Here is a 19514-nt window from a genome sequence, read left to right on the forward strand (position 1 = left end):
ACCGGCCGCCAGCTGACAGACAGCGATATGCCGGCCTTCATCGCCGAGCGCGATCGCATCATCGCCATCCGCGACGGCGCCCGGCCAGCCAATGCCACCGACACGCCGCTGATGGCGGATGCGAGCAACGGCGCGCGCTAGGCCGTCTCTTGACTTGGGCCCGGCGGGGCGGCATATGCCGCCTCACGGGTCTGGAGATACCCGCCGCTCGCAGGCGCAAGCCCTGGTGAAATCTCTGAAGTGACTTCATCCGTCGACCCAGTGTCATGCGGTGTGATGGCAAGGCGAGCCCCGTCCGAAATACGCATGCAGTCACTGAGACAGGCGACGACATGTCCATTATCCAGACTCTCCCCGCGCTTGAGGTCCTCAAGGCCCAGGCCAAACGTTTGCGCCAGAGCCTGACGGCCGAGGGCAATTTCATCTCCCACAGCGAAGCGCTCGAATTGCTGGCCCACCAGCATGGCTATCGCGACTGGAACACGCTCCACGCCGCAGCCGGCAACCGCCCGGCCAGCCCGCTGGCGCTCGGTGCCCACATCACCGGCCTCTATCTCGGCCAGGCTTTCAGGGGCGAAATCATCGCCTTGGCCCAGCTCAATCATGGCAGCCATTACCGGCTGACGGTCGAGTTCGACGAACCGGTCGATGTCGTGACATTCGACAGTTTCTCGGCGTTTCGCAAACGGGTGAATTGCACGGTGGGCGCCGATGGGCGCTCGCCGGCTCTGACCGGCAATGGCGCGCCGCAGATGGCGATCGCGGTTTAGGGAGCGGTCCGCGCCCGCACCCCGCGTCATTCCGACGAAAGTCGGGACCTTGATATCACAGGTTCCGCACGTGCCGGCTCGAGGTCCTGGCTTTCGCCAGGATGACGGAGAATTGTGGCAATGCGGCGCGAAAAAACGGCCGGAAAGCGCATCGCGCTCCGGCCGTTCTTCATTCAACGCTCCGCAGAGCCCTTAATTCACCACCGCCTTCAAGGGCCGCTTCTCGCCAATGGCGACACCATTGATGGTCAGCACCCCGGCCTCGCTTGAGACGACGATATTCTCGCCGTCCTTGATTGTACCTTCCAGCAGCATCCGCGCGAGCGGGTCCTGGAGGTCTTTCTGGATCACGCGCTTGAGCGGGCGGGCCCCGTAGGCGGGGTCATAGCCCTTGGCGGCGATCCAGTCGCGAGCCGAGGCGTCGAGATCGATCGTCATGCGACGATCGGCCAGGAGTTTTTCCAGACGCTTCATCTGGATATCGACGATGGCGCCCATATCCTCGCGAGCCAGCTTGTTGAACAGGACGATCTCGTCGACCCGGTTGAGGAATTCCGGACGGAAATGCAGGCGCACGGCCTCCATCACCATTTCGCGGGCATCCTCGGAATTCTCGACGGCCTGCAGATGCTCGGCCCCGAGATTGGAGGTCATGATGATGATCGTATTGCGGAAATCGACCGTGCGGCCCTGCCCGTCGGTGAGACGTCCGTCATCGAGAACCTGCAGCAGCACGTTGAAGACATCCGGGTGCGCCTTCTCGATCTCGTCGAGCAGGATCACCTGATAGGGCCGGCGGCGGACGGCTTCGGTGAGAGCCCCGCCCTCCTCATAACCGACATAGCCCGGAGGCGCGCCGATCATGCGCGAGACGGAGTGTTTCTCCATGTATTCCGACATGTCCATGCGGGTGACCGCGTGTTCGTCGTCGAACAGAAAGGCGGCCAGCGCCTTGGTCAGCTCGGTCTTGCCGACGCCCGTGGGGCCGAGGAACATGAAGGAGCCGATCGGACGCGCCGGATCCTTGAGGCCGGCACGCGCGCGGCGGACGGCATCGGAGACGGCTTCCAGCGCTGTTTGCTGGCCGACAACGCGGCCATGCAGGGCTTCTTCCATGCGCAGGAGCTTGTCGCGCTCGCCTTCGAGCATCTTGTCGACAGGCACGCCGGTCCAGCGCGAGACGATCTGGGCGATCTGCTCGTCATCGACGACTTCCTGCATCGTGTGCTCACCGTCATCACTGCTGGTCTCGGCGAGGGCGAGACGGCTCTCGAGATCGGGCAATTGGCCGTATTTGATCTCCGACGCACGGCCCAGATCGCCGCGCCGTTCGGCATCGGCCAGTTCGGCCCGGGCCAGCTCGATCGATTCCTTGAGCGTCGTCGCGCCGGCGAGTTTCGCCTTTTCGGCGCGCCAGGTCGCGGTCAGCTCGGCGGAACGCGATTCCAGCTCGGCCACCTCCTTGGAGATCGCGGCGAGGCGTTCCTTGGAGGCCTCGTCGGACTCCTTTTTCATCGCTTCGGCCTCGATCTTGAGCTGGATCGCGCGGCGATCGATCTCGTCGAGTTCTTCCGGCTTGCTGTCGATCTGCATGCGCAGACGGGCCGAGGCCTCGTCCATCAGATCGATCGCCTTGTCGGGCAGGAAGCGGTTGGTGATATAGCGATTGGACAGATTGGCGGCCGCAACAATGGCGCTGTCGGCGATGCGCACGCCATGGTGCACTTCATATTTCTCCTTCAGCCCGCGCAGGATCGAGACCGTATCTTCGACGGTCGGCTCCTCGACCATGACCGGCTGGAAACGCCGCGCCAGGGCCGCGTCCTTTTCGACATGCTTGCGGTATTCGTCCAGCGTCGTGGCGCCGATACAATGCAGCTCGCCGCGTGCGAGCGCAGGCTTGAGGAGATTGGACGCATCCATGGCGCCATCGCCCTTGCCGGCACCGACCAGCGTGTGCATTTCGTCAATGAAGAGGATGATCTGGCCATTGGCGGCCGTGACTTCATTGAGCACGGATTTGAGGCGTTCCTCAAACTCGCCGCGGAATTTCGCACCGGCGATCAGGGCACCCATATCGAGCGCCAGCAGGCGCTTTTCCTTCAGGCTTTCGGGCACATCGCCATTGACGATGCGCAGCGCCAAGCCTTCGGCGATGGCGGTCTTGCCGACGCCGGGCTCACCGATCAGGACCGGATTGTTCTTGGTCCGGCGCGACAGGACCTGGATGGCACGGCGAATTTCCTCGTCGCGGCCGATCACCGGGTCGAGCTTGCCTTCGCGCGCCACCTCGGTGAGGTCGCGGGCATATTTCTTCAGCGCTTCATAGGTGTCTTCCGCCGACTGACTATCGGCGGTGCGGCCCTGACGCAGATCATTGATCGCGGTGTTGAGGCCCTGCGGCGTGACACCGGCGGCTTTCAGGATATCGAAGGCCTTGGTGCCCGATTGCAGGCTCAATGCCTGCAGCAGTCGCTCGGCGGTGACGTATTCATCGCCGGCCTTGGTGGCAGCCTCCTGGGCCGCGTCGAACAGCTTGGCCGTCGGCGGCGCCATATAGAGCTTGCCCTCGCCGCCTTCGACCTTGGGCAGGGCGGCGAGCGCCGCGGTGACGCCATCAATGACCTGATGCGCGCTGCCGCCGGCCGACTTGATCAGATTGGTCGCGAGACCGGCCGTATCGTCGAGCAGCGCCTTGAGCACGTGCTCGGGCGTGAATTGCTGGTGGCCGGCCTTGAGGGCCAGCGTCTGGGCGCCCTGGACAATGGTCTTGGCGCGGTCTGTGTATTTATCGAATTCCATGTCGATCCCCCAAAAAAGGCGAGATAAGGTGCGGCCCGGCGCCTTGGGAAAGCACGCCGGAACCGCGGGTTGCTTTCGATGTAGGTGTTGCACTTGCATCACACAAGGGATCGGTCCGCGACAGATTGCCCCCAAACCGTGAAAGGTTACTTCCGGACATGCCGCAGCTCACCGCCATCACCCGCTTTCCGGTCAAGGGCTTCGGCCCTGACCGGCTGGAGCGGGTTGAACTCGCCGCCGGCCAGACCCTGCCGCACGACCGCGCCTGGGCGATCGAGAATGGGCCCGGCGATTTCGATCCGGCGCATCCGGCGCATGTAAAGAAGAAGCATTTCCTGATGCTGGCTGGCCAGACCGATCTGGCGCTTCTGCAGACCCGCTACGACACGGCCGGGCGCGGCTTCACCACCATCTGGCCGGATGGCGAGAGGCTCACCGTCGCGCTGGACGACGCCGCCAGCCATGGCCCACTCATGGCCCGGCTTGAGACCCTGCTCGGCGAACAGGTCCGCGGTGCGCTCAGATTCGCCCATATCCCCGGCCAGGCCCTGACGGATATCCCAGACCCTTTCATCTCGCTGATCAATGCCGCCTCGGTGCGCGATCTCGAGGCGCGCACCGGCCACGCCATCGATCCGATTCGCTTTCGCGGCAATCTCCTGATCGACGGGCTGGAACCCTGGGCCGAGTTCGACTGGATCGGTCGCGACGTGTCGGTCGGGGACGTGCGCCTGCACGGCCAGAGCCGCATTCGCCGCTGCGTCGCCACCAGCATCAATCCGGTGACGGCGACACGCGATTTCGATCTGCCGGCGGCGCTGATGACGCATTACGGCCATGCCGATTGCGGGATATATCTGCGTGTTGAAGACGGGGGGCAGATCGCGGTCGGGGATGGTGTGAAGCACCGCGTAGCATAAAAAAGGACCCGCTGCGGCAAGCAACGGGTCCCTGTTTTTATTCGCTCGCATCGCGATCAGGCGGCGTCGCTCTCCGAACCGCCGCCGGACGTGTCGTCCTTGGGCTTGGCCCGGGACGCACGCGGTGCGCGCGGTGCCTTGGCGGGCTTGGCCTCTTCAGCGGCTGGCGCCGCACCGGCATCACCCTCTTCATTGCGTGGACGGCGCGGACGGCGGGCGCGACGTGGCGCCTCGTCATCACTTGCCGCATCCGGCGCAGTATTACGATTCTCGGACGCGGCCGGCGCGACGCTCGACGGCGTGATCGGTGCGTGAATCGGATGGCGCGAGCCGGTGTCAGGCTGAGCCTGCGGCTGGGCTTGAGGCTGGGCCTCGCCTTCCGGCGTCACGACATTGAGCGGATCGCTCTGCTGCGACTCATTGCGCGGCTGGCGCGGCTGGCGGCCACGGCGCGGCTCGCGATTGCGGTTCTGGTCGCCGCGATTATTGTCGCGATTGTTGTCGCGATTGTTGTTGTCGCGATTGTTGTTGTCGCGATTGCGATCACCGCCACTATTAGTGTTGTTGTTCTGGTTGTTCTGATCGCGTTCCTCGACCCGGTCGCTGAAGCGCTCATAGCCATCATCCGCAACGTCCGGCCCGTCATCCTCGTCCACCTCATTCGCGTCGTCCGGATTGGAGTCGCGCTTGGGCTGGCTGGCCTGGATGAGGCGGAAATAATGCTCGGCGTGCTGGTAGAGATTCTCGGCCCGCACCCGGTCGCCCGCCAGCATCGCATCGCGCGCCAGTTGAACGTATTTGTCAAAAATCTGGGGAGCATTGCCGCGGATTTTGACTTCCGGACCATTGCTCTCATAGCTGCGATTGGAAGGATTGCTCGGCTTCCGCCCACGGCCGCGTTGGCGCTTGTTATCGCCCGCCCCTGTTTTCCAGCGATTCATATCTGACAATGTGACCTTGTTGTTCAGTTGCAGGGGCGTGATCTTGCACCCTGATGAAACGATTGATCTTGATTGGCCGGAGCAAAACAGGCAGTGGATCCGACCGCGCTAGGCCCCAAAAAGTGGCACGCCCCGCCTGTTGTCGTAAAACCTAGCCTGCGGCGAAACGCTTTCCAAGCGATTTTAACCGTTCTGCAAAACCGCCCGCCCGAGCACGACACGATCATGCCCTGACAGGTCAGGCAGGCATTCCAGCGCCGTCAGACCGGCCGCTGCAGCCAATCCCAGAACCGCGTCGGCCTGATCGAAGCCGATCTCCAGGGCAAAACAGCCACCGGGCCTGAGCAGGCGCGGCAGATCGGCAATGATGACGCGATAGGCATCAAGCCCGTCCTCGCCGCCATCCAGCGCCAGGGCCGGTTCGTGATCGCGCACTTCCGGCTCGAGCCTGGCCAGAACCTCGCGCACGATATAGGGCGGGTTGGACACGACCAGATCAAAGCTGTGACCGCGCAGGCTCTCGCCCCAGCGCCCGCGCGCCAGTTGCGCCCGTGCCGTCAGCGCGCACGCATCGATATTCTGCTGTGCCACGGCCAGGGCCGCCGGCGACAGATCAACACCCTGCCCCGTCCAGGCCGGACGCTCGCTGAGGAGGGCCGCCAGGATCGCGCCGGAACCGGTGCCGAGATCGAGCATATGCAGCGGCTTGTCCGCGCAGCGCGCCAGCACGGCCTCGACCAGCGCCTCGGTATCGGCGCGCGGGGTGAGGACATCGCCGGTGACTTTCAAATCCAGCGTCCAGAAGGGCTTGCTTCCGAGAATCTGAGACAATGGCACGCGCTGCAGACGCAAGGCGGCCAGATCAGCCAGACGGGTCGCATCCTGCCAGGACCACAGGGCCGCATCGGCCAGCGCCTGGGCGAGGCTGACGGGTTCCAGGACATGGCCTATCAGGAAACGGGCATCATCATCGGCCTCGTCGATCCCGACCGCGCGCAGCGCCGCGACCAGATGACGGCGGATCCCGGCCAGGTCCATTCCCTGCCAGGCCTGGACCAGTGCAAAGCCGGGCCGGCTGGCCTGGTCGGCCGCGTGAGATTGCACCGCCTTCTCGAAGGCGGCTCCGGAAGCAGAGTCCCTGGTCACGGCTCTTGCACCACCGCTTCAGGAAGACGGGCCTCGCCATAGGGGCCGTCAAGCCGGCCATTGCGGGCCCAGTCGCCCAGCAGCCGGAAATAGCCCTCGGCATAGCGCGTCGATTCCCGGCCCGCCCCGGTTTCGACGAATTCGAGTATTCCGTGATCTGCATTTGCGAACTCGACCAGTTCGATCGCCCGGCCTTCGGCGATCAGCTGGTGCAGGATATCGCGCGTCGCATCCGGTGGTGCCTCGCGGTCCTGCCCGGCGAGCACCCACAAAACCGGCACCTCGACCTGGTTCATGACCGCGATGGAATCATGCCCCCAGCTGGTGCCGGCATCGAAAAAGTTGAGATAGACAAATTTGAAGCCGGTGACGCCGGCATCCAGCATCTGGCCGGAATACTCGCCCTCAATGGCCCGGAACCAGGCTTCATCACCCCATTGCTGTTTCAGCCGTGCAAAATCCTCGCGGCCGTCGGCGAAGCCCGAGGCCATCAGGCGGCCGGTGACATCAGTAACCTGTGCGGCCCTTGCCAGCACCTCATCATCATAGCCGGCCGCGCGCAGTTCGAGCTGGACTTCCGACGCGTCCTCGTCGGTCGGGGCCACCATCATGCCGAAACTGACCATGACAAATTCGGCATCGCTCATCGTCGCCGCCAGGGGCGCAACCCAGCCGCCCTGGCTGCCACCAAACAGGCCGACGCGTCCGGCCCGTGGCCCGGCCAGTTCGCGGGCGCGCTGCAGGGCCATGGCGGCATCGCGGGCCAGGGCCTCGAAATCCTGGGAGTATTCCCCCTCGGAAGCGCCAGTACCGCGCTTGTCATAGACAAAAATGCCCACGCCCTGCGCCGGCATCATGCGCTGGGCATAGGCCCAGTCGAGGGCCGAATCGCGCTCCGATCCATGCACCCAGACCGCGATCGGGACCGGCTGCGTGCCTTGTGGCAGAACCAGACGCCCGGCCAGTGTCAGCCCGTCGCTTTCAAATTCGGTGTCGATGATGTCCAGCGCGATGCGCTCGGCGACGCCATTATACCCGTCGAGGCCTTCAATGGTGAGGCTGGTCGTGCCGCATTCGCCGAGATCGAAACGGGCCGGGTTGGGCTGATCGGTCCAGCCGGTCGTTCCCGACCAGAGGCCATTCTCGCCCACGGAGATGCGTCCAACCTGACCGTCAAGAGCGCGCCAGCGCAGATCGGCGCCCGCGACCGGTGCGAGATCGATGATCGAACCGGATGCGGCCTGATAGACGCCGACATGGCAGATCGCGGCCGGATCCAGCGCCTCATTGCCGGAACACGCCGTGAGCAGCCCCGCAGCGCCAAGCGCCAAAACAAAACCGGACTTCAACATGGGCATCTCCAAGCGTGCCGGATCTCAAATGCCCGGGGCAACAGAGGACCGTGGCCCCGCACCCCCGTCAACCGGGACCGGCGCGCCTCAATCCTCCAAGGCCGCCAGACGGGCGGCCTGGTCTTCGGCGATCAGGGCGGAGACGACTTCATCAAGCCCGTCGCCCGCGACAATGTCGTCGAGCTTGTAGAGGGTGAGATTGATGCGGTGATCGGAAACCCGGCCCTGGGGGTAATTATAGGTACGGATACGTTCGGAGCGGTCGCCGGAGCCGATCTGGCCCTTGCGCTCGGCGGCGCGCTCGGCATTGGCCGCCTCGCGCTGCATGTCATAGAGCTTGGCTTTCAGCAATTCGATCGCCTTGGCGCGGTTCTGGTGCTGGGACTTTTCCTGGCAGACGACGGCGATCCCGGTTGGCAGATGCGTCATGCGCACTGCGGAATCGGTCTTGTTGACGTGCTGGCCGCCAGCGCCGGAGGCGCGCATCGTATCGACCCGAATTTCGCTCATATTGAGCTCGATATCGATATCTTCCGGCTGCGGCATGATCGCGACCGTCGCGGCGGAAGTATGAATACGGCCCTGGCTTTCCGTCGCCGGCACGCGCTGAACACGGTGCACGCCGCTCTCGAATTTCAGCCGCCCGAACACGCCATTGCCCGAGATCGAGGCGATGACTTCCTTATAGCCGCCATGCTCGCCTTCCGAGGCCGAGGCCAGCTCCCAGCTCCAGCCCTGCAGCTGGGCATAGCGCTCATACATGCGATAGAGATCGCCCGCGAACAACGCTGCCTCATCACCGCCGGTGCCGGCGCGGATTTCGATCAGCGCATTGGCCGCATCATCCTTGTCCTTGGGCAGGAGCGCCAGACTCATTTCAAGCTCGAGCGCGGGAAGGGTTTCCTTCAGCTCGTAGAATTCCTCACGCGCCAGGTCCGCCATTTCCGCATCGCCGCTCTCCATCATCTCGGCGAGTTCGTCGAGTTCGGTGCGGGCGGCGCGCAGGGCCTTGGCTTTTTCCGCTACCGGCCGCAGCTCGGCGTGCTCCTTGGAGAGTTTGACGATCTCTGAGGAGTCGGAGGCAGCGCCGAGCCGCGCCTCGACCTGGTCGAAGCGATCAATGACTTGCGCGAGTCTGGAAGCGGGAGTGTGCATGCCGCTCGGTTAGCACCTGACGCTGTTCTTGCAAATGCCGCGCGGCTGTTTGCCCCGCTAGAGAAGCGCCAGCACGGCCCTCACCGACATCACGATCAGCACGATTGTCGAGCTGATAAAGACGAGGAAGCGCACGGGGATAAAGTTCCACAAGGCCTGGATCAGGCTGTGCAGTACGCGCAGCGCGACATAGCCCCAGGCCAGCCCGATCATGAGCGGATCGGCCAGACCGACCAGGTGGCAATAGACGACCAGGGCGTAGAAGACCGTCGGCTGCTCATGCAGGTGATTATAATTGTCGGCGATGCGGCGGACCTCGACCGGGAGGACATCCATCTCGCTCTTGGCCTTCATCTTCGCCGCATTGATGCCGGCCTTCTGCATGGCCGGAATGCGGGTGGCATACATCCACAGCCACATCACCAAGGTCCAGACGATCATCGCCAGCACAGGCGTCAGAATAGTCGCATACATATTGATATCCCCTGATTGTTCGCGATGAGACTAGACCGGTTTCGATCCGCGATGCGATGGTTTTCTCGCCCTGCATGGCCTTCATGCATACACGACTGGCGGCGGTGTCAGGTCTGGAGCGTCTTCAGCCGGATATCCCCCGGCGGTGCCTCATAGCCGCGAAAGGCCTCGAGCAGATCATCGATCCGGTCGGCGACCATCAGCGAGGCGCGATGATCGGCGGCGAGGAAGTTCTGGTCGGCCATCTTGTCGAGAAAGGCGACAAGATCATCGTAATAGCCATGAACATTGAGCAGGCCGACCGGTTTGCGGTGCTGACCCAATTGGCCCCAGGTCCAGATCTCGAACAATTCCTCCATCGTGCCAATGCCTCCCGGCAGGGCGATAAAAGCGTCCGACAAATGCGCCATTTTTGCCTTGCGGGCGTGCATGGACTGCACGACATAAAGCTCGCTCAGATCGAGATGAGCGATTTCCTTAAGGGCGAGGAATTCGGGAATGACACCGACCACCCGGCCGCCGGCATCGAGGGCGGCATCGGCAACTTCGCCCATCAGCCCCACCTGGCCGCCACCATAGACAATATCGAGACCCACCCTTGCGAGCCGCGATCCGACCGCCCGGGCCGCCGTGACGAACTCCGGATCGCGGCCCGGATTGGAGCCGCAATACACGCAAATCGATTTCATTGGCTGCATTCCCCCTTGGCGGCACCGGTGACCCGGGTAAGTTATCCAGCAGGTTCGGAGTTTTGGTGTGTCGATCCATCACGCATTGCTGGCCATCGCAAGTTTCCTGAGCATTGGCAGCGCCGCAGGCGCCGCCGACCCGGTCGTCATACCCACCGTCATCTGCCGCGGCTATTTTCTGATCCCGATTACGCTCGCGCCGCGCGAGGGCTATCCGGCCGACCGCACACTCTGGTTCCTGCACGACACCGGCGCTTCGTCATCCTATGTCGATCCCGACAGTATCGAACGCGTCAGCGGTATCCGGCTCGGCGTGCGTGACCGCGCCAATATCAGCGATGCGCAGGCCGGCCCGATCTCGATCAATCGCCTGCAGGCCCGCGTCGGCCAGCTCGACCATCTCGCCCGCGCCCTGGGACATCCGATCGACGGCATCCTCTCCTTCGGTGCCTTTAGCGATTACCTTCTGACGCTGGACTACGAGCATGGCGAGATGCGCCTGGAAGAGGGCCGGCTACCGCCGCCCGACGGAGTCACCGTATTCGATGCCAATGGCCCCGATTACCGGCCCTGGATGGTGGTGGAGTTTCCTGATCGCCGGCGCCGGATGCTGATTGATAGCGGGGCCGCCATGACCAGTCTCGCTGTGCGCCGGATCGATCTCTACGACACCTTCGAGCCGCCGCGTCCGACCGGCGCCTCGATGCGCCTGCGTGAAGTCGAGGAACGCTCCGGCGCCCGCTCGCGGCTGAATGCACGCATCGGCCCGAACCAGCTGATCACACCGACCCTGCAATCCACGCCCGGGACCGAATTGATCGGCGGCGAAGTGATGCGCCATTTCACCTGGACGTTCGACCAGGTGACCGAGCGCGTGCGCATGGTGCGCCATCACCCCGAAATCCCGATCACCTTCGAACCGGACTATGATCATGGCATGGTGTTCGAACCACACCCGCTGGGTTACCGGGTCGGGTCCGTGATTGCCGACACCCCGGCCAGCCGCGGTGGAATACAAGCGGGCGATATCGTCACCGGATTCAATGGGGATTCGCTCGATGTGCGCGGCTGTGACGGTCCACCGGCGGACAATACGCTCGTGGTCAGCCTGATCCGCAATGGCCAGGCGATGACACTTACGCTGGTTCTGTTTGCCCTGGTCGAATAGCGGCGGCGACATGGCCGGCGAGCACCGTGACGGCATCGACCAGACGGTCGTCGGGCAGGCCAAGCAGATATTCACCGGCCGTGATTTCCAGCGCACACACCGGCGCGTCTTCCAGATCCCAGAAACGATTGCCGAGCCAGACGCCGGTCTGTCGCGCAGCCTCGTCGCGCCCCCGTTCCGCTGTTGGCGCGTCACACGGTAGGCGCAAGTGGAACATGTTCACATGCGGTGACTGTGGCGTCACGACGATGCCCTCAACCGCAGACAGGGCCGCGGCCAGCGCACGGGCCCGCGCAACGAAGGCCGGCATCAGCTCGAGCCGCCGGTCGATCAGACGCAGCGCGTCGGGCACCATCGGCACGGGTGAGACGATGCGGCCGCCAAACCGCGCCAGCCACAGCCGCGCCTCGGCGATAAAATCATCATCGCCCGCCAGCACCGCGCCACCGAGAGCACCAATATCCTTGTAGAGCGAGACATAGACCGAGGCGAAACCCTCACAGATCGCGGCATAGGTCCGCTCGTCATAAAAGGGCCGTGTCGACCAAAGGCGGGCACCATCCAGGTGCAAGGGCAGGTCAAGGGCCCCGGCGCGGGCCTTGATCGCCTGCAAGGCCTCCCAGGACGGCAGGGCGCCGCCATTATGGCGCTGCGGCAATTCGATAATGGCACAGGCGGCACCGGGCTGCAGATCATTGGCCGTGAGCGGTGATGACCATTCGCCGATCAGCGTCGCATCAAGCCCGTGCGCAAAATGATAGCCGCGCTCCTCATGCAGTTCGAGATGCGAGGTTGGGTGAAGCTGTATCGTGTCGCGCCCGCTGCGGCCGGCATGAATGCGAGCCGCGATGCCCTGGGCCAGTGTACCGGTGGGGCACCACATCGCTGCCGGCTTGCCGAGCAGGTTGGCGATCTTCGCCTCCAGCGCCGCGACCATCGGCCCGCCGAGATACATCTCGGCGTCCAGCCCCTCGCAATCCATGAAATCAGCCACAGCGCGCAAATGGTCGCCCGCCGTTTCCGCACCGTGATGCGGGAAGCCGAGATGGATCTCGCAACTGTCCCGCAATCCGGCATCAATCGTCATGCCGCAGCCCCCAGCACAGCCTCACGAACCGCCGACGTCCAGCCGACATGCAGCTTGCCATCCAGCGTGATCACCGGCCGCTTGACCAGGGTCGGGTTGGCAATCAACACCGCCGCCGGCTCGCTATCGGCCAATTGCTTGTCCTGGATCGACAGGCCACGCCAGGTGGTCGAGCGTGTGTTGAGCAGTGCCTTGGCGCCGGCCAGTTTCAGCCACACCGGGATCAAGGCCATCAGATCGGCATCGCTGCGGATATCGACGAAGCGGTGTTCAAGCCCCGCTGCGGTGATTTCCCTGAGCGCGAGTTTGCAGGTGTCGCAGTTTTTCAGGCCGTACAGGGTGATCATTGCGCCGCCGCCTCTGCTGCTTCGCGTTCGGCCCGCAACAGCGCGGCCCGCGCCTCGACCAGATCAACGATGTGTTCGACCATGTCTTCATTGGACGTGTTGTGGTCCGGCTTGCCGGAGACATACATCTTGCCGCGCCCGGCGCCGCCGCCGGTGAAGCCGAGATCGGTCATCAGCGCTTCGCCCGGCCCGTTGACGACGCAGCCGATGATCGAGAGCGAAATCGGCTCGGAGATATGCGCCAGGCGTGCCTCGAGGGTTTCCACTGTGCGGATGACATCGAAGCCCTGCCGCGCGCAGGAGGGACAGGCAATGATATTGACGCCGCGCGTGCGCAGCCCCAGCGATTTGAGAATATCGAAACCGACCTTCACCTCTTCCTCGGGCTCGGCCGAGAGCGAGACGCGGATGGTGTCACCAATGCCGGCCCAGAGCAGGGAGCCGATGCCGATCGAGGACTTCACCGTGCCGATACGGGTGCCGCCCGCTTCAGTGACGCCCAGATGCAAGGGGGCATCGGTCGCTTCGGAGAGTTGCTGATAGGCCGCGACCGTCATGAAGGTGTCAGAGGATTTGACCGAGATCTTGTAGTCGTGGAAATCGAGATCATCGAGGATACGGGCATGCTCGAGCGCGCTTTCCACCATCGCATCGGGGCAGGGTTCGCCGTATTTTTCCAGAAGATGCTTTTCCAGCGAGCCGGCATTGACGCCGATGCGGATGGCACAGCCATGATCACGCGCCGCCTGCACGACATCGCGCACCCGGTCCATCGAGCCGATATTGCCCGGATTGATGCGCAGACAGGCCGCGCCGGCCTTGGCCGCCTCGATACCGCGCTTGTAGTGAAAATGGATGTCCGCAATCAGCGGCACGGTGGAGGCCTGGACAATGGTCTTGAGCGCAGCGGTCGAAGCTTCATCGGGACAGGAGACCCGCACGATATCAACCCCGGCCTCCTCACAACGCCGGATCTGGCCAATCGTGGCACTGGCATCAGAAGTCAGCGTATTGGTCATGGTCTGGACGCTGATCGGGGCATCGCCACCGATTTCCAGCTTTCCGATCCGGATCGTGCGGCTCTTGCGCCGGTCAATCATGCGCCAGGGGCGCACGGAACGGGGATCGTGGGCACGTTCAGGGATGATGGCAGACATGGCGGGCTCCGATAACGCGAGGCGCGTCAGCATGAGCTCCTGATATAGCGGGATTGCGTCAGGCTTGCGAGCCGGCGCCGGGAATTATTCAGGATCGGCTACAGCAGTCTCGGCCTGGGCCAGGGCGATATTCTCGACGGGAATCCCAGCCGCACCAAGTGTGCCGAGTTCGACGCCGCCGCGTTCCAGCTGAATCGCTCCGGCATCGGACGCCGAAAAGGTCAGCCCGTCTTCGCGCGCCTGATAGACATCACCGGCTGCCAGCGTGCGCGAATACAGGATCCGGCCCGAAGCGTCCTGGACTTCCAGCGTCGTCGGCGCCGTGGCACGCAGCGTCAGCCGGTCCGTTTCGGCGACATCGCCAAGGGGAACGCCGGTCCAGATCGTTCCGACATCGGCCGGAAGGCGAGCGGGTTGAAAATCAGCCCGTGCCCACTCCGGAGCCGCATCGGGCGGCGAAGGCATATTGGCGATCACGCCGAATGATGGCGATTGCTCGGCATACCACCAGGCGACCGACGCGACACAAACCAGGATGAGAACGGCGCCGAAGGCACCGCGCGGCAATTTGATCGGGTCGCGCGTCTTGGCCGAAGCCGAGGGCACGGCACGGCCGGTCTCGGTATCAACCTCACGCTTGAATTGCTCGACAATGCCAACCGGTTCAATCGCCAGAAAGCTGGCATAGGTCCGCAGATAGCCGATTGCATAGGCACGCGCCGGCAGGCCGCGTGTGTCCATGGTTTCAAGGGCTTCAAGGTAATCACGGCGGATGCGCGTACGGGCAGCTGCCAGATCAAGCGTCAGGCCCGCCTTGGTGCGTGCCTCGCGCAGCCGGTCACCCGCTGAATGCTGCACATAACTCGCGCCACTCTCCGAAAACACCGCATCTACTGGCACAAAACCCGCCATTCCTATTTGACTCGACATACCCTAAACCCCTCCCCCGACCGGGGCCGAATGCTCACTCAGGGCAGATGATCGGGACTTACCCGGACCACTCTTAACCATAAGATCAAATTCTGCGCCCGTTTTCAACAGCCTCGCCAGGTAATCCGGCTTCGGCACCGGCGTTCAGCAAGAGCGGTCTCAAGCTATCGGCCGGGCTATCCATACGGCTAGCAAGCCAGGTGCCAAGCTTGGCGGCGTCGAGCCCGGAGACCATTTTCTTGATCGGGCCCAGATTGCCGGTAGCCATGGAAAGACTTCGGTAACCAAGCCCTATCAGGACTGCAGCCTCCAGCGGCTTGGCGGCAATCTCCCCACAAACCGACACCGGAACATCATGCTTGGCACAAGCATTGCGGATTTGCCGGAACAGGCCGAGCGCCGCCGGAGAGAGCACATCGTACCGATCCGAGACACGGGCGTTTTGCCGGTCGGCGGCGAAGAAATACTGCATCAGATCATTGGCACCGACGGACACAAAGTCGACGGCATCGATCACATGCTCGATCGCCCAGGCGATGCCGGGGGTTTCAAGCATCAGGCCGATTTTGACCTCCGACGGGACGGGATGCCCGTTATGCTCGGCATGCTGCAATTCCCGCTCGAGCATGGCGCGAGCCGCGCGCATCTCCCACGGTGCGGAAATCATCGGGAACATCACATGCAGCGGCCGGCCGGCGGCAGCCTGGATCAGGGCGCGCAGCTGGTAGCGCAACAGACCGGGCCGATCGAGACCCATGCGGATGGCGCGCCAGCCCAGCGCCGGATTGGGTTCGACCATTGAGGGCGCGAAGGGCGCCACCTTGTCGCCGCCCAAATCGAGGGTCCGGAACACGACCGGCTTGCCGTCGGCCGCATCGAGCACGGCGCGATAGACCGCTGCCTGGGCATCGAGCCGCGGCAGGGTGTCGGCAACCATGAACTGGAATTCGGTGCGAAACAGCCCGACGCCATCAGCTCCGGCCTGTTCGAGATGGCTCAATTCAACCAGCAGGCCGGCATTGATGTGCAGACCGATCCGGGTCCCATCCAGCGTCACCGACGGGCCGCGCATCTCCGCATAGGAGAGGCGGCGAAGCGACAGGGCTTGCAGGCGCTCGTCATAGGCTTCGATCACATCGGCGGTCGGGCGGATATGCAACACGCCGAACTCGGCATCGAGGATCACCGGATCGCCATTCTCCGCACGATCGAGTGCGCCTTCAAGGCGGCCTATCAGGGGGATGCCGAGGGCCTTGGCGACAATGGCCGCATGGGAGGAAGCCGACCCCTCTTCCAGCGCCACGCCAAGCAGTTTGGTGCGGTCGAAATCAAGCAGTTCGGCAGGGCCGATATTGCGGGCAATCAGGATCGCATTATCGGGCAGATCGAGCTGCGGCGCCGTCTTTCCGTCGAGATGACGCAGCAGACGATTGGCCAGATCTTCCAGGTCATGAAGCCGTTCGCGGAAGGTCAGGTCGGCCGCCTTCATCAAACGGGCCCGGTTTTCATTGCGCACGCGCTCGATCGCCGCTTCCGCCGTCAGTCCGAGCCGGACCGCCTCGCGCAGACGTTCCAGCCAGCCGCGATCATGGGCAAACATGCGATAGGCCTGCAACACGTCGCGCGTCGGGCCACCGAAGGGCACGCGCCCGCTTTCCAGCATGTCATCGATCGAGGAGCGCAATCCGTCGATCGCCGTGTCGAGCCGGTCCTCTTCGCCTGCCGCATCTTCGGAGATCAAACGGTCGGAACCGACATGCGGCTCGAACAACACCGCCACACCCTTGACCAGCCCGCCGGAAAACGCCCCGCCCTGGAGCCGTTCCGGCTTGGACTGGCGCACATCGAGGCCGGCCATTTCCTCGGAATCCACAATGTCGCCGGAAGCCACAATCTCGGCCAGCACCATGGCCACGGTCTGCAGCGAGTCGATCTCGTCCTCGCCAACCTGGCGTTCGACCGCTGACTGCGCCGTCAACACTCCGACCAGGCGGCCACCGCGCAGGATCGGCACGCCGACAAAGGTATTGAAGGGCTCCTCACCGGTCTCAGGCCGGTAGGAAAAGGCGGGGTGCGAACGGGCATCAAAGGTCGCAAACGGGCGCGCCCGCCGCGCCACCAGACCAACCAGGCCCTCACCAGGTTGCAGGCGGGTATGGTGGACGGCTTCAGCCTTCAATCCGTGGGTGGCGCATAGTTCGAGGGCGCTGGAGCGCCGGGCCAGATAGATCGAACACACGTCCCAGCCGGCCTCATCGGCGATCAGCGTGGTCAGGTGGTCGAGCCGGTCCTGGGCATTCTCACGCGTCGCCATCAGCTCGCGCATACGCCTGAGCAGGCGGCGCGGGTCACGGGTATTGGGCGTTTTCGCTTCCATCAATTCCCCATTCGATCCAGGCCATAGGCCGCGTGCAGCGCCCGCACGGCGCGCTCGACCGCGTCATTATCAATCAGCGCCGAGATCTTGATCTCGGACGTTGCCAGTACTTTTACCGCAATCCCGCTTTGATCGAGCACGCCGAACAGTGATCGGGCGACATCGGCCCGTTGCCGCAGGCCGGCACCAACGACCGAGACCTTGGCAAGCCCGGTTTCCGAACCGATCCGCAATCCCGGCAATCCCTGTTCGAGGGCTGATTGGGCACGATCAAGGTCACGGTGCGCAACTGAAAATTCCAGATTGACCGTATCCGGCTCGCGTCCATGGGCCTGGACGATCATGTCGACGCCGATTTCGGCATTGGCGAGAATGGCAAAGGTTTCGCTGGCAAAGCGCGAGTGCGGCGCGGCACCCAGAACCGCGATACGGGCCTGGTCGCGGGCATAGGCGACACCCGACACGACACGACGCTCGGCGATATCGCGGTCGGCGACGATATCGGTGCCACGGCTCTGGCCGGCGGCAAGAAAGCTGGACAGGACCCGCATCGGCACATGGCGCGACTTCGCGAACTCGACTGAACGCGCCTGCAAGACCTTGGCACCCTGGGCCGCCAGCTCAAGCATTTCGTCATGACTGATCGCGTCCAGCCGGCGTGCCGCCGGTTCAATGCGCGGATCCGTGGTGTAGACGCCGTCGACATCGGTGTAGATATCGCAGCGCGCACCGAGCGCAGCAGCCAGGGCCGCCGCGGAGAGATCAGTACCGCCACGCCCGAGCGTGCGCAGCCCGCCGTCTTCGGCAATACCCTGATAGCCGGCCAGAACCGGTATGATACCGGCCGCCATCGCCGCTTCGAAGCCGGCGGCCTCCATGCCGGCGATCCGGGCCGCGCCCGGTGGACCATCGGTGAAGACGGGCGCCTGCCAGCCGAGGAAGGAACGCGCCTGCAGACCGCGCTCGCGCAGCGCCAGCGCCATCAGCGCCGCGGCCACCTGCTCGCCGGCGGCGAGCGCAACATCGGTTTCTGCATCACCCAGCCCGGCACCGAACTCGCCGGCCAGTCCAAGCAGCCGATCCGTCTCGCCAGCCATGGCAGAGACCACGACTGCGAGCGTTTCGCCGCGCGCAACCGCATCGGCGACAAGGCCGGCAGCATGACGGATACGCTCGATCGTGCCGACCGAACTCCCGCCAAATTTGGCAACGACACGTGTCATTCCGGCTGCCCTCGCTGATTTTCGAAGCCATGACTGTGCAAAACGTCGCACCCGGCTCGATTAGCCCGTCCGGTAGGGCCATAATATGGCTGTCAGGATATCGCGGATCGCCACCGCAGTGCTATCGCGGTTTCCTACTTGGGCGAAGCCTTGTACGCAACGCCCGAACGCAATATCGCGAGATTTCGCGCACCAGGAGAACAGGCATGGCCAGCACTGCCGCACCGGAAACCCTCTCCCGCCCTTCGGTCGATCCGGAGGAAGTCGAGAAATTCTCGCGCATTGCTGCAGAATGGTGGGATCCGGACTCCAAGTTCAAGCCGTTGCACAAATTCAACCCGATCCGGCTAGCCTTCATTCGCGACACGATCTGCGGCCATTTCGGCCGCTCCGGGACACGCCCCTTCGAAGGTTTGCGCGTCCTCGATATCGGATGCGGCGGCGGGCTGGCGTCTGAACCCATGGCCCGCCTCGGCGCCGCCGTCACCGGTGTCGATGCCGCCGAAGCGAATGTGAAGACCGCCTCGGTGCATGCCGCCGAACAGGGACTTGAGATCGACTATCGCCACGGTGTTGCCGAGCAATTGATCGAGACCGGTGAGCCCCCCTTCGATGTCGTGCTCAATCTGGAAGTGATGGAGCATGTCGCCAATCCCCACACTTTCCTCGTCGACTGTTCGGCGCTGGTAAAGCCGGGCGGGCTCATGATCTGCGCCACGATCAACCGGACCTCCAAGGCCTTTGCACTCGCCATTGTCGGCGCGGAATGGGTGATGGGCTGGCTGCCGCGCGGCACGCATCGCTTCCATAAACTGGTCCAGCCCCGAGAACTCACCGCCGCCCTGCATGAAGGCGGTATGGAGACGGATGACGCGGTCGGCGTCAGCTACAACCCGCTCAATGACCAATGGACACTGGGCGATGATACCAGCGTGAACTACATGGTGGTCGCGCGCAAACCGCAAGCTTGATGCCG

The 19514-nt window shown here is 63.9% G+C and carries 17 protein-coding genes; 4 read left to right on the forward strand and 13 right to left on the reverse strand.

Annotated elements, in window-relative coordinates:
* Positions 1-332: 332 nt before the first annotated feature.
* Positions 333-770 (forward strand): glyoxalase superfamily protein, encoded by a 438-nt coding sequence (locus AAC023_RS03980; RefSeq protein ID WP_339738358.1) that lies wholly within the window; start codon positions 333-335, stop codon positions 768-770.
* A 192-nt stretch (positions 771-962) separates the two neighbouring features.
* Here the strand turns inward: AAC023_RS03980 and clpB are convergent, their stop codons facing one another.
* On the reverse strand, positions 963-3572 hold the full coding sequence (clpB, locus tag AAC023_RS03985; protein ID WP_339738360.1) for an ATP-dependent chaperone ClpB: 2610 nt from the start codon (positions 3570-3572) through the stop codon (positions 963-965).
* Between the two features lie 158 nt (positions 3573-3730).
* Between clpB and AAC023_RS03990 the strand changes: the two genes are divergently transcribed.
* Complete coding sequence (locus AAC023_RS03990; protein WP_339738362.1) at positions 3731-4492, forward strand: MOSC domain-containing protein; 762 nt, start codon at positions 3731-3733, stop codon at positions 4490-4492.
* A gap of 56 nt (positions 4493-4548) precedes the next feature.
* On the opposite strand, the gene AAC023_RS03995 is transcribed toward AAC023_RS03990, so the two are convergent.
* From AAC023_RS03995 to AAC023_RS04020, 6 genes are all read right to left on the reverse strand, one after another.
* Positions 4549-5433: a DUF4167 domain-containing protein gene (locus AAC023_RS03995; protein WP_339738364.1), complete on the reverse strand. Its 885-nt coding sequence runs from the start codon at positions 5431-5433 to the stop codon at positions 4549-4551.
* 183 nt (positions 5434-5616) lie between these two features.
* Entirely contained in the window at positions 5617-6579 is a 963-nt protein-coding gene (gene prmC / locus AAC023_RS04000) for a peptide chain release factor N(5)-glutamine methyltransferase (RefSeq protein WP_339738365.1), read from the reverse strand.
* Positions 6576-7931: an alpha/beta fold hydrolase gene (locus AAC023_RS04005; protein WP_339738366.1), complete on the reverse strand. Its 1356-nt coding sequence runs from the start codon at positions 7929-7931 to the stop codon at positions 6576-6578. Before AAC023_RS04005 ends, prmC begins: the two co-directional genes overlap by 4 nt.
* Positions 7932-8018: 87 nt before the next feature.
* Positions 8019-9086: a peptide chain release factor 1 gene (gene prfA, locus AAC023_RS04010; protein ID WP_339738368.1), complete on the reverse strand. Its 1068-nt coding sequence runs from the start codon at positions 9084-9086 to the stop codon at positions 8019-8021.
* A 57-nt stretch (positions 9087-9143) separates the two neighbouring features.
* The gene (locus AAC023_RS04015) at positions 9144-9560 is read right to left on the reverse strand and encodes an MAPEG family protein (RefSeq protein WP_339738370.1); all 417 of its coding nucleotides are present in this window, start codon (positions 9558-9560) and stop codon (positions 9144-9146) included.
* A gap of 107 nt (positions 9561-9667) precedes the next feature.
* Positions 9668-10249, reverse strand: a complete 582-nt coding sequence (locus AAC023_RS04020; protein ID WP_339738372.1) for a TIGR00730 family Rossman fold protein — start codon at positions 10247-10249, stop codon at positions 9668-9670.
* A 67-nt stretch (positions 10250-10316) separates the two neighbouring features.
* Here AAC023_RS04020 and AAC023_RS04025 point away from each other — a divergent pair, with 67 nt between their 5' ends.
* Entirely contained in the window at positions 10317-11417 is a 1101-nt protein-coding gene (locus AAC023_RS04025; protein ID WP_339738374.1) for a PDZ domain-containing protein, read from the forward strand.
* Here the strand turns inward: AAC023_RS04025 and AAC023_RS04030 are convergent.
* The 6 genes from AAC023_RS04030 to AAC023_RS04055 all read right to left on the reverse strand — a co-directional run bounded on the left by AAC023_RS04030 (position 11386) and on the right by AAC023_RS04055 (position 18538).
* On the reverse strand, positions 11386-12504 hold the full coding sequence (locus AAC023_RS04030) for a beta-eliminating lyase-related protein (protein WP_339738376.1): 1119 nt from the start codon (positions 12502-12504) through the stop codon (positions 11386-11388). The two genes, AAC023_RS04025 and AAC023_RS04030, sit on opposite strands and share 32 nt — an antisense overlap.
* Complete coding sequence (locus AAC023_RS04035; RefSeq protein WP_339738377.1) at positions 12501-12851, reverse strand: ArsC/Spx/MgsR family protein; 351 nt, start codon at positions 12849-12851, stop codon at positions 12501-12503. The genes AAC023_RS04030 and AAC023_RS04035 overlap by 4 nt, the downstream gene beginning before the upstream one ends.
* Positions 12848-14008, reverse strand: coding sequence for a flavodoxin-dependent (E)-4-hydroxy-3-methylbut-2-enyl-diphosphate synthase (ispG, locus tag AAC023_RS04040; RefSeq protein ID WP_339738379.1), 1161 nt, complete (start codon positions 14006-14008; stop codon positions 12848-12850). Before ispG ends, AAC023_RS04035 begins: the two co-directional genes overlap by 4 nt.
* Before the next feature lie 84 nt (positions 14009-14092).
* The gene (locus AAC023_RS04045; RefSeq protein WP_339738381.1) at positions 14093-14938 is read right to left on the reverse strand and encodes a RodZ domain-containing protein; all 846 of its coding nucleotides are present in this window, start codon (positions 14936-14938) and stop codon (positions 14093-14095) included.
* Positions 14939-15023: 85 nt separating this feature from the next.
* On the reverse strand, positions 15024-17315 hold the full coding sequence (gene ptsP, locus AAC023_RS04050) for a phosphoenolpyruvate--protein phosphotransferase (protein ID WP_339738382.1): 2292 nt from the start codon (positions 17313-17315) through the stop codon (positions 15024-15026).
* A complete protein-coding gene (locus AAC023_RS04055) occupies positions 17315-18538 on the reverse strand; it encodes an aspartate kinase (RefSeq protein ID WP_339738384.1) in 1224 nt (407 codons plus the stop codon). The genes ptsP and AAC023_RS04055 overlap by 1 nt, the downstream gene beginning before the upstream one ends.
* Positions 18539-18744: 206 nt before the next feature.
* Between AAC023_RS04055 and ubiG the strand changes: the two genes are divergently transcribed.
* Positions 18745-19509, forward strand: a complete 765-nt coding sequence (ubiG, locus tag AAC023_RS04060; RefSeq protein WP_339738387.1) for a bifunctional 2-polyprenyl-6-hydroxyphenol methylase/3-demethylubiquinol 3-O-methyltransferase UbiG — start codon at positions 18745-18747, stop codon at positions 19507-19509.
* Positions 19510-19514 lie beyond the last annotated feature (5 nt).

It is taken from the genome of uncultured Maricaulis sp., assembly GCF_963976135.1.
Taxonomy (GTDB): domain Bacteria; phylum Pseudomonadota; class Alphaproteobacteria; order Caulobacterales; family Maricaulaceae; genus Maricaulis.

Excerpts from the sequence above, each read along its gene's own strand:
- AAC023_RS03980 (WP_339738358.1), top strand. The coding sequence starts at position 333 with ATGTCCATTATCCAGACTCTCCCCGCGCTTGAGGTCCTCAAGGCCCAG.
- AAC023_RS03995 (WP_339738364.1), bottom strand. The coding sequence starts at position 5,433 with ATGAATCGCTGGAAAACAGGGGCGGGCGATAACAAGCGCCAACGCGGC.
- AAC023_RS04030 (WP_339738376.1), bottom strand. The coding sequence starts at position 12,504 with ATGACGATTGATGCCGGATTGCGGGACAGTTGCGAGATCCATCTCGGC.
- AAC023_RS04005 (WP_339738366.1), bottom strand. The coding sequence starts at position 7,931 with ATGTTGAAGTCCGGTTTTGTTTTGGCGCTTGGCGCTGCGGGGCTGCTC.
- clpB (WP_339738360.1), bottom strand. The coding sequence starts at position 3,572 with ATGGAATTCGATAAATACACAGACCGCGCCAAGACCATTGTCCAGGGC.
- ubiG (WP_339738387.1), top strand. The coding sequence starts at position 18,745 with ATGGCCAGCACTGCCGCACCGGAAACCCTCTCCCGCCCTTCGGTCGAT.
- AAC023_RS04045 (WP_339738381.1), bottom strand. The coding sequence starts at position 14,938 with ATGTCGAGTCAAATAGGAATGGCGGGTTTTGTGCCAGTAGATGCGGTG.
- AAC023_RS03990 (WP_339738362.1), top strand. The coding sequence starts at position 3,731 with ATGCCGCAGCTCACCGCCATCACCCGCTTTCCGGTCAAGGGCTTCGGC.
- ptsP (WP_339738382.1), bottom strand. The coding sequence starts at position 17,315 with ATGGAAGCGAAAACGCCCAATACCCGTGACCCGCGCCGCCTGCTCAGG.
- ispG (WP_339738379.1), bottom strand. The coding sequence starts at position 14,008 with ATGTCTGCCATCATCCCTGAACGTGCCCACGATCCCCGTTCCGTGCGC.
- AAC023_RS04055 (WP_339738384.1), bottom strand. The coding sequence starts at position 18,538 with ATGACACGTGTCGTTGCCAAATTTGGCGGGAGTTCGGTCGGCACGATC.
- prfA (WP_339738368.1), bottom strand. The coding sequence starts at position 9,086 with ATGCACACTCCCGCTTCCAGACTCGCGCAAGTCATTGATCGCTTCGAC.
- AAC023_RS04015 (WP_339738370.1), bottom strand. The coding sequence starts at position 9,560 with ATGTATGCGACTATTCTGACGCCTGTGCTGGCGATGATCGTCTGGACC.
- AAC023_RS04020 (WP_339738372.1), bottom strand. The coding sequence starts at position 10,249 with ATGAAATCGATTTGCGTGTATTGCGGCTCCAATCCGGGCCGCGATCCG.
- AAC023_RS04035 (WP_339738377.1), bottom strand. The coding sequence starts at position 12,851 with ATGATCACCCTGTACGGCCTGAAAAACTGCGACACCTGCAAACTCGCG.